A 1,387-nucleotide genomic window follows, 5' to 3' on the forward strand; every position below is an offset into this window, starting at 1 on the left:
CCCGCCGCAACGCTCGACGCCTCCCTTCCCGGCATCGGCACAGCGGGCCTGCTGGACCTGGGCCTCGTGGAGGCGTCCGCGGATGGCCTGGTTCAGGCGAAGGTGGATCTGCGGCCGTACGGCTGGGACGGGACCCCGGGGGACGGCACCCAGGGGGAAAACGAAAACACCGTCGGCAGCGGCGGCGCGGAGCTCTGGGTGGCCAGCGACCTGGCCGCCCACCAGCGCCCCGGCGTTCTGCGCCACGACCATGTGCTCGGGATCGGGCAGGCATCCACCACACTGGTGCAGGTCACCGCCCGCCGGCATGTGGCCCGCGCCCTGGACCTTGGCACCGGCTGCGGCATCCAGACGTTCCACCTGCTGCACCACGCCGAGCATGTGACCGCCACCGACATCTCCAGGCGTGCGCTGGCGTTCACGCGCTTCAACCTCCTGTTAAACGCCGGCCAGTTGCACCTGGACCCCGCCGATCTGGAGGCCCGGGTGAGCCTGCGCCAGGGCTCCCTGCTCGAACCGGTGGCGGGCGAGGAATTTGAGCTGGTGGTCTCCAACCCGCCGTTCGTGATCACGCCGCGCAGCCTGGGCGAGGCCGCCGCGGACCAGTTCACCTACCGCGACGGCGGCCTGCCGGGCGATGACATCGTCGCCGCGCTGGTCCGGGACCTTCCCGCGGCACTCACCCCTGGCGGAACAGCCCAGTTATTGGGCAACTGGGAGATCCCGGCGGGCTCCGACTGGCCCGAACGGCCGCAAAACTGGGCCAGTCCGGACGCGGACGTCTGGTTTATCCAGCGCGAGCAGGTCAGCCCGGAACAGTACGCCGAGACGTGGCTGCAGGACGCCTCCGAGGCCCGCGACCGGCGCCTGTACCAGGACTCCTACGCCGCGTATCTGGACGACTTCGCCTCCCGCAACGTCGAGGCCATCGGTTTCGGGATGATCTGGCTGCGGCGGCCCGTCCAGGGCTCCCCGGTGCTGAGGCGCTTCGAGGAGATCACCTATCCGATCGAGCAGCCCGTTGGCCCGCACCTCGGTGCCGCCGTGGAACGCGCCGACTGGCTGGCCGGCCACGACCTGGCGGCCGCGCACCTGCTTGTTGCCGAGGACGTCACCGAGGAGCGGCACCAGCGCCCCGGCGCCGAGCACCCCGGCGTCATCCTGCTGCGCCAGGGTGCCGGGCTCCGCCGCACCAACCTGCTGAGCACCGAACTGGCTGGCTTTGTCTCAGCGTGCGACGGCGACCTGTCCGTTGGGCAGATCATCGGCGCCCTCGAGGCGCTGCTGGGTGGAGGCGAGGACTGGGACAGCGGGACCTTCCGCAGCGGGCTCCTCACCGAGGTGGGGAACCTGGTCCGCGACGGCTTCCTGCTTCCCGCCTGAGGCG

1 protein-coding gene is annotated in these 1,387 nt (G+C 71.2%); it reads left to right on the forward strand.

Annotated features, from left to right (window positions below; genetic code table 11):
• On the forward strand, positions 1–1,383 hold a 1,383-nt coding region (locus K789_RS0112820; RefSeq protein WP_024367097.1), incomplete at its 5' end, for a methyltransferase.
• Positions 1,384–1,387 lie beyond the last annotated feature (4 nt).

Source organism: Arthrobacter sp. TB 26, assembly GCF_000427315.1.
GTDB lineage: Bacteria > Actinomycetota > Actinomycetes > Actinomycetales > Micrococcaceae > Arthrobacter.